At 66.8% G+C, this 7,723-nt stretch carries 4 protein-coding genes; 1 reads left to right on the top strand and 3 read right to left on the bottom strand.

Going from position 1 to position 7,723, the window contains the following annotated elements:
* The 3 genes from HOP12_01340 to ggt form a co-directional block, all read right to left on the bottom strand.
* Positions 1-1,766 (bottom strand): sodium:solute symporter (locus tag HOP12_01340; GenBank protein ID NOT32791.1); only part of this gene is annotated, 1,766 nt, incomplete at its 3' end.
* Positions 1,767-1,936: 170 nt separating this feature from the next.
* Positions 1,937-4,573, bottom strand: coding sequence for a hypothetical protein (locus HOP12_01335; GenBank protein ID NOT32790.1), 2,637 nt, complete (start codon positions 4,571-4,573; stop codon positions 1,937-1,939).
* 14 nt (positions 4,574-4,587) lie between these two features.
* On the bottom strand, positions 4,588-6,294 hold the full coding sequence (gene ggt, locus HOP12_01330; GenBank protein NOT32789.1) for a gamma-glutamyltransferase: 1,707 nt from the start codon (positions 6,292-6,294) through the stop codon (positions 4,588-4,590).
* A gap of 234 nt (positions 6,295-6,528) precedes the next feature.
* Between ggt and HOP12_01325 the strand changes: the two genes are divergently transcribed.
* On the top strand, positions 6,529-7,716 hold the full coding sequence (locus HOP12_01325) for an acyl-CoA dehydrogenase (GenBank protein NOT32788.1): 1,188 nt from the start codon (positions 6,529-6,531) through the stop codon (positions 7,714-7,716).
* The last annotated feature ends 7 nt before the right edge of the window (positions 7,717-7,723 follow it).

Raw genomic sequence — 7,723 nt, 5'->3', positions numbered from 1 at the left:
GCAGTGGCGCGAGGCGCTCGCGCGTCGAGCAGCCGCTGGATCAACCACGCCACGATCATCACCGCCACGCAGCCGATCAGGTTGTACCAGAGGAACGAGATCGCGGTGAATCGGAAGCACGCCAGGATCATCGCCTCGGCGATCAGCGCTGCGACGAACACCGCGGTCCCTCGCACCGAGCGCAGCAGGAACGCGGTCATGAAGATTCCCAGGATGGTTCCGTAGAACAGCGAGCCCAGGATGTTCACCGCCTCGATCAGCGAACCGAGCCGGCTCGCCGCATCCGCGAATCCGACCGCGAACAGCGCCCAGCCGACCGTGACCGCGCGCGCGGTCCAGACATCTCGACGACCAGCCTCGAGCGCACCCGTGGCCGCGGAGCCTGACGACGTGATGCCCTCCACGACGGCGGCGCCGGTGCGACGCGCGCGCCCCGTGATGCGCTTCAGGACATCGACCACCGTGGTCGAGGTGAGTGCGCTGAGCTCGGCGGCGGTCGAGTTCATCGATGCTGCGAACACCGCGGCGAACACCAGCCCGATCAACCCGACCGGGAGATTCGCGAGGACGAAGGTGAGGAACACGTAGTTGGTGTCGCTGGTGGCCGCGCGCGGATCATGCGACTTGATCAACGCCACCTTGTCCTTCTGAACTTCGGTCAACGCAGCCTGACGATCGCGCAGCTCCACCTGCGAGCGCGCCACCGCGCTCGCGTCACCGGCGTGTCGCGCCGCGAGCACCGCCTCCGCGCTCGCGCGGCGCGCCTGCCACGACTCGCGGTGCCGTACCTCGAGCGCTTCGTAGGCGGGTGCGGTGGGCCCGTTCGCGATGCGCGCACGCCCGACCGGATCGAAGTGCAGCGGCGGCGGAGCGAACAGGTAGAAAGCGAAGATGAGTACCCCGAGCGACAGGATCGCGAACTGCATCGGGATCTTCATGAGTCCGTTGAACAGCAGCCCGAGCCGACTCTGAGTCACCGAAGCGCCGGTCAGATAGCGGCCGACCTGCGACTGATCGGTTCCGAAGTACGAAAGCTGCAGGAAGAATCCGCCCAGCAGTCCGGACCACAGGTTGTAGCGGTCGTTCGGATCGAAGCGCGTTTCGAGCGCGTTCAGTCGGCCCAGCACCCCGGCCAGCGAGGCGGCGTCGCCGAGCGAGACGCCGCTCGGCAGCGCGCGCGCGATCAGGACGAACGCCACCGTCATGGTTCCGAGGATGATCGAGAACTGCAGCGCCTGCGTATGGCTCACGGCTTTGCTGCCGCCCGTCACGGTGTAGATCACCACCAGTCCGCCGATCAGAGCGCAGGTGGTGCGCAGCTCCCAACCCAGTACCACTGACAGCACCAGTGACGGGGCGTAGATCGTGATGCCCGCGGCGAGCCCGCGCTGGATCAGAAACAGCGCCGCGGCGAGCGAGCGCGTCTTGCCGTCGAAGCGCTGCTCCAGGTACTCGTACGCGGTGAACACTTTGAGCCGGTGGTAGATCGGGATCGCCAGCACGCAGATCACGATCATGGCGAGCGGCAGTCCGAAGTAGAACTGCACGAAGCGCAGACCGTCCGTGAACCCCTGACCCGGCGTGGCGAGAAACGTCACCGCACTCGCCTGGGTCGCCATCACCGAGAGCGCGACCATGCCCCACGGCATCGAACGACCCGCGAGCAGGAAGTCGGAGAGATTTCGCTCGCCGCGACCGCGCCACACGCCGTAGCCGACGAAGAACGCGAGCGTACCGAACAGCACCACCCAGTCGACCGTGCTCATCGCCGGCTCGCGCTCGGCACGCGCCGAGAGCGGCGCCTCACCGCGATCCCCAGCGCGTCACCAGCGCGCACACTCCGATCATCGCCAGCAGTCCGGCGATGACGACGGCGTACAGCGCCGGCCACGAGCCTAAGAATGGCGGCCGCTCGTCTGCGTTCTGGCTCAAGGGGTTAACGCTCCGGGCTCACGAGATTCGCGAACAGGCGCCACGCCCCCGGTACCCCCGCGGGCAGCTGGCGGAAGAACGCGTAGGCGGCGTAGATGAACACGCCCTTACCGTGACGCGCGTAGAGCAGTCCGCCGTCTCTCGATGGCTCGCCGGGATCGTTCGAAGCCAGCACCGCGTCGTAGCGCGGATCGAATGGACTCGCGAAGTAGAGTCCGCGTTCCTGAACCCAGCCGTCGAAGTCGGCGGCGCCGATGCGATTCGGTTTGGAGAGCAGTGCGTGATCCGGCTTCGGCATGCGGATCTCAGCGCCTTCGACCGTGACGCGGTCGCGAGAGATTCGAAACGGAAACGGGCCGAGCCGATCGTTCATCGCGTTGTCTGCGGTCTGGTACTGCGTGACCAGTCGCCCGCCGGCCGCGACGTAGTCGAGCAGACGCGGCTGCAGCGCCAGCACTCGCGGCCGTGTGTTGTAGGCGCGCACGCCGATCACGATCGCGTCGAAGTTCTGGAGCGGGGCGCTCTCGAGATCCTTGTCCGTGAGCAGCGTCACCTCGGCGCCGAGTTCACGCAGCGCATCTGCGCCGAAGTCACCGGAGCCCATCACGTAGCCGACTCGGCGCGCGGTCATCGCGATGTCCGCCTGCACCAGCTTGATCGACGCCGGAGGCGCGAGCGTCTGAATCGGAATGTGCGCGTAGTCGAGCTCCACGACACGTGAGTTGTAGAGGCGATCGTTCGTCAAGAACGTCGCGTACACGACTCGCGTAGTTGCGGCTTTGGGCCCATCGCCCACTTGAATCCTGAACTCGAGCGTGGTGTCCGGGGACCCGGGCACCACTCGAATCCGTCGAGAAGGGGTCAATTGGGCCAGACTGGTACCCCTGACCTCTCCTCCGAATTCGGTCACGGAGTCGCCTGCCTGATCCAGCGATCGGTGCAGCGTCCTCGTGGCAACCGCATCGCCCTCGAGATTGGCTTCGTAGCTCAGGTCGAGCGAGCCTTCCACGGGCACATCTCCAGGCCCCACGACGACTTTCAAAAGCGCCGTTCCGTCCGCCGCGAAACGCTCGACGTCCCGATCGAATCGCAGTCGTACTGGCGGCGCCACGTCGAATGTACGGTAGCGTTCGCCCTGTACGGGATCTGTCCAGCGATGAACAACTGGCTGCTCAAACGCCAGCCGATGGCCGAGAATCTCGAGCTCAAACATCGCGCGGGTTGCCGGTGCTGATTCGGGCGTGCCGATGAGTGAGGCTTCGCGAACCACCGAAGCGCCACGGATGGGCGGAGACGCCAGCCAGTAGGGCTGGCTGAGCGCTGCGCCAGCCGAGATGAGGACCGTGAACGTATCGTTCCACGCCACGTTCGGCGTCAGCGCGGCGTCGGGCGAGTGTGTAAGCGTGTCAATCCATGTTGAACGCGGCGACAGCGTGACGCCCTTCGGTCGAATGAGTTCCCCCGACACCACCGAAACCTTTGCAACCTTCACCCCCACGCCACCGCGATCCAGCACCGACAACACCACGCGGACGGTAGAACCGGGTGATGCCAGCGGGCGCGCGGCGATCGCGTCGATCCAGAGTCCCGCCGCGCCACGGATCGCTTCGTCGAGCAGACGGCGCCGGCTCTCGACGAGAGGATCATCGGGCAACTTCGCCATTGCCTCGCGCGCATCGAGCAGCGCCGGCAGGGAGGCACGCGGATGCGCCGGATCGAAGCTCTTGAGCGCGCGTGCCAGCGCCGCGGCGACGCGTTCGCCGCCGGCGACGCGCTTCCAGCTCAGATCCACTCCCTCGAAGAGTTCGGTCGTCGCGCGACTTCCGAGCCGATGCTCGAAGGTGTTCTCCCACGCGCCGCGGCGCTCGGCGGAACCGAAGCCCTGGCTCTTGTGCATGCTGCGGCTCTCGCCCGCCAGCTCGGTGTAGGAGCGCGCGAGCAGCGCGTCGTAGGCGCCGACGTCGACGCGCAGCCGCCCACGCGTCGTGTCAGGACCGGACGCGCCGAATCGAAATGCGTTCCAGACCAGGCGCTTCGCACCCCACGGCGTGAGACCCTCCGCGATTTGTTCGGGGAAGCGCGCGGGATCGGCCGCGGCCGCGAACGCCTCCTCGGCGAGGATCGCGGACGCGGTGTGGTGCCCGTGGCCCCCACCACCGTCGGTCGGGAAACGCGTCACGATCACATCGGGGCGAAAGCGGCGGATGGCACGTACGACGTCCGAGAGAATCGCCTCGCGACCCCAGATCTCGAGCGTCTCGTCGGGCCCCTTCGAGTAACCGAAGTCGATCGCCCGCGTGAACATCTGCTCGGCGCCGTCGATGCGACGCGCGGCCAGCAGCTCCTGCGTCCGGATCGCGCCGAGACGCTCGCCGACGTCCGAGCCGATCAGGTTCTGCCCGCCGTCACCGCGCGTGATCGACAGGTAGCCGGTGCGCACCTTGCGACCGTTCGCGAGCCACGCGAGAAACGCGGTGTTCTCGTCGTCGGGGTGCGCGGCGACGAACAGCGCGCTGCCCATCACCTGCAGCTTCTCGAGCGTGAGTCGCAGCCGCGCGGCGTCGAGCGGAACCGCCGGATTGGGATCGGCGTGCGCGGCGCGGGCGGCGAACGACATGAGCACGAGCAAGAGGGCCAGCATCCGGTCGCGCACGCTCAGTACCCCACCGCGCAGCCGTCCTTGCGTTTCTCGGTAGCGCCCCCGTAGGCGCCGGTCTTGGGATCGCGCCAGATCGCCTGGTAGCCGCCGTAGGAGCCGACCGACTCGGGCTCGATCCGATGGCCCCGCCGCTTCAACTCCGTGAGCACCGCAGCGGGCAACCCGTCTTCGATGTGCAGCACGCCGCCCTCTTTCATGGTCGTGCCGGTCGGCTCGCTCGAGCCCGAGTGATGGAATCGAATCGCGTCGCCGGCTTCCTGGAGGTTCATCTCGAAGTCGATCAGGTTGACCACGATCTGCGCGTGGCCCTGCGGCTGCATGTCGCCGCCCATCAGACCGAACGCCATCAGCGGCGCACCGTCGCGAGTGAGAAATGCGGGGATGATGGTATGGAACGGACGCTTGCCGGGCGCATACGAGTTCGGCTTGCCGGGCTGCAGGTCGAACAGATTGCCGCGGTCCTGCAGTCCGAAGCCGAGCTCGGGAACCACGTAGCCGCTGCCGAATCCGGTGTAGTTGCTCTGGATCAGCGACACCATCATGCCGTTCGCGTCGGCGGTGCACAGATAGGTGGTCTCGCGCCGGTTCAGCGCGACCGGATCTCCGGGCACGTCGGCGGTGGCGGCGCGGTTCATATCGATCGCCGCCGCGCGCTGCTTTGCGTACGGCTTGGAGATCAGCTCGGCGACCGGGACCCTGGCGAACTCGGGGTCGGCGTAGTAGCGGGCACGATCCGCGAACGCGATCTTCTTGGCCTCGGTGAAGACGTGCCAGTAGTCCGCCGACTCGCGTCCCATCGCCTTCAGATCGAAGTTCTCGATCAGATTCAACAACTGCAGCGCCGCGATTCCCTGCCCCGGCGGCGGCAGCTCCCAGACTTCGACTCCGTGATAGTTCGTCGAGACCGGATCGATCCACTCCGAGCGATGCTTCGCGAAGTCCTCGAGTGCGAAGAAGCCGCCGTTCGCTTTGGAATAGCGCACCAGCGCCTCGGCGATCGGTCCGCGGTAGTAAGCGTCACGCCCCTTCTGCGCGATCATCCGCAGGGTCTTCGCGAGCGCCGGATTGCGGAAGGTCTCCCCTTCGCGCGGTGCGCGCCCTCCCGGCATGAAGACCTCGGCGAATCCTGGTTTGTCCTTGAACACACGCGTCGAGCGTTCCCAGTCACCGGCGATCACCGGCGAAAGCGGAAAGCCACTCTCGGCATAGTGAATCGCCGGCTCGAGCACGCGCGCGAGCGGCAGCTTGCCGAACTTCGCGTGCAGCTCGGCCCAGCCGTCGACGCATCCGGGCACGCTCCACGCATAGGGTGAGTAGAGCGGAATCGTCCCGTCTTTTTCGGGCGGGATCTGTGCCGCCTCGAGTCCGAACGGCGAGCGACCGCACGCATTGAGACCGTGGAGCTTGCGGGTCCTGGGATCCCATACGATCGCGAACAGATCGCCACCCATCCCGTTCGCGGTCGGCTCCATCAAGCCGAGGCAGGCATTCACGGCGATCGCGGCGTCGACCGCGCTGCCGCCGGCCTTGAGCACTTCGAGCCCCGCCTGCGCCGCCAGCGGCTGCGCCGCACACACCATGCCGTGAGGCGCCCACACCATGGAACGCGAAGCCTGTCCGCGCGCGGCCGAGCTGTCCTGTACGCTCATCGCGAGACCAGCCAGCGCGACGACGAATGCAAATGCGGCGAGCGATCGAAGCATGGCGGGATCTCCAGTCGGGGTCGGCGAGGCATGGCGGCGCAGCGTAGCCGCTCGACCGCGCGCTTCGCCACCTGTGCGTTGCGCCGATCGCCGCGGTCGGCGGAGTTGTCGCGTTCGTGACGCTCCCCTAGACTCGCCGGCGCTCACCACCTCATCTCTGCACGCGCGCGATCCTCTGCGCGGTGCGTCCGGGACGCTCCACGACGAGCGACCCTCAGCCTCGGGAGTCATCGCATGGCGCGCTTCACCGGCGTCGATTTCTACGACATCGATTCGCTGCTCAACGACGACGAGCGCGCGATTCGCAATCACGTTCGCGACTGGGTCGAGGACCGCTACCTGCCGCTGGTCGAGGACGCCTACGAGAACGCCTACTTTCCGGCCGAAGTCATTCCCGAAGTCGCCGAGATGGGACTGCTCGGGGCCTCGCTCCCCGAAAAGTACGGTTGCGCGGGAGTGTCCGCGACCGCCTACGGCCTCGCCATGCAGGAACTCGAGCGCGGTGATTCGGGCCTGCGCTCGTTCGCGTCGGTGCAAGGCTCGCTCGCGATGTATCCGATCTACGCCTACGGCACCGAGGAGCAGCGCATGAAGTGGCTGCCCAGGATGGCGAAGGGCGAGGTGATCGGCTGCTTCGGCCTGACCGAACCCGACTTCGGGTCCGACCCCGGCGGCATGATCACGCGCGCGAAGAAGGTCGACGGCGGCTACGTGCTCAACGGCGCCAAGATGTGGATCACGAACGGCACCGTCTCGCAGCTCGCGATTGTGTGGGCGAAGCTCAAGAACGAGGCGAGCGGCAAGGACGTGATTCGCGGTTTCATCGTCGAGACGAATTCGAAGGGCTTCTCCGCCCCTGAGCAGAAGCGCAAACACTCGCTGCGCGCCTCGGTGACGAGCGAGCTGATCCTTCAGGACGTGTTCGTCCCCGAGGAAGGACTGCTGCCGAATGTCGAGGGCCTGAAGGGCCCGCTCGGCTGCCTCTCGCAGGCGCGCTTCGGCATCGCGTTCGGAGTGGTGGGTGCCGCGATGGCGTGCTTCCATTCGGCGGCCGAGTATTCGAAGGTCCGTGTGATGTTCGGCAAGCCGATCGGTGGTTACCAGCTTGTGCAGTCGGAACTGGCCGACATGGTGACCGAGATCACCAAGGCGCAGTTGCTGTGTATCCAGCTCGGCCGGCTCAAGGAGCGCGGAAAGGCGGAACCGCATCAGGTTTCGCTCGCCAAGCGCAACAACTGCGAGATCGCGCTCGACATCGCGCGGCGCGCGCGCGACATCCTGGGTGCGAACGGCATCACGGCCGAGTACCCGGTGATGCGCCACATGTGCAACCTCGAGTCGGTCAAGACTTACGAGGGCACGCACAACATCCACACGCTGGTGCTCGGGGAAGCGGTCACGGGCCTCGCCGCGTATCGGTAGGGTCCCT

This window comes from Candidatus Eisenbacteria bacterium (genome assembly GCA_013140805.1).
Lineage (GTDB): Bacteria > Eisenbacteria > RBG-16-71-46 > RBG-16-71-46 > RBG-16-71-46 > JABFRW01.
Note: the sequence above shows the minus strand (reverse complement) of the source record. Positions and strands in the feature narration are given on the sequence as shown.

Excerpts from the sequence above, each read along its gene's own strand:
- HOP12_01325 (NOT32788.1), top strand. The coding sequence starts at position 6,529 with ATGGCGCGCTTCACCGGCGTCGATTTCTACGACATCGATTCGCTGCTC.
- HOP12_01335 (NOT32790.1), bottom strand. The coding sequence starts at position 4,573 with ATGCTGGCCCTCTTGCTCGTGCTCATGTCGTTCGCCGCCCGCGCCGCG.
- ggt (NOT32789.1), bottom strand. The coding sequence starts at position 6,294 with ATGCTTCGATCGCTCGCCGCATTTGCATTCGTCGTCGCGCTGGCTGGT.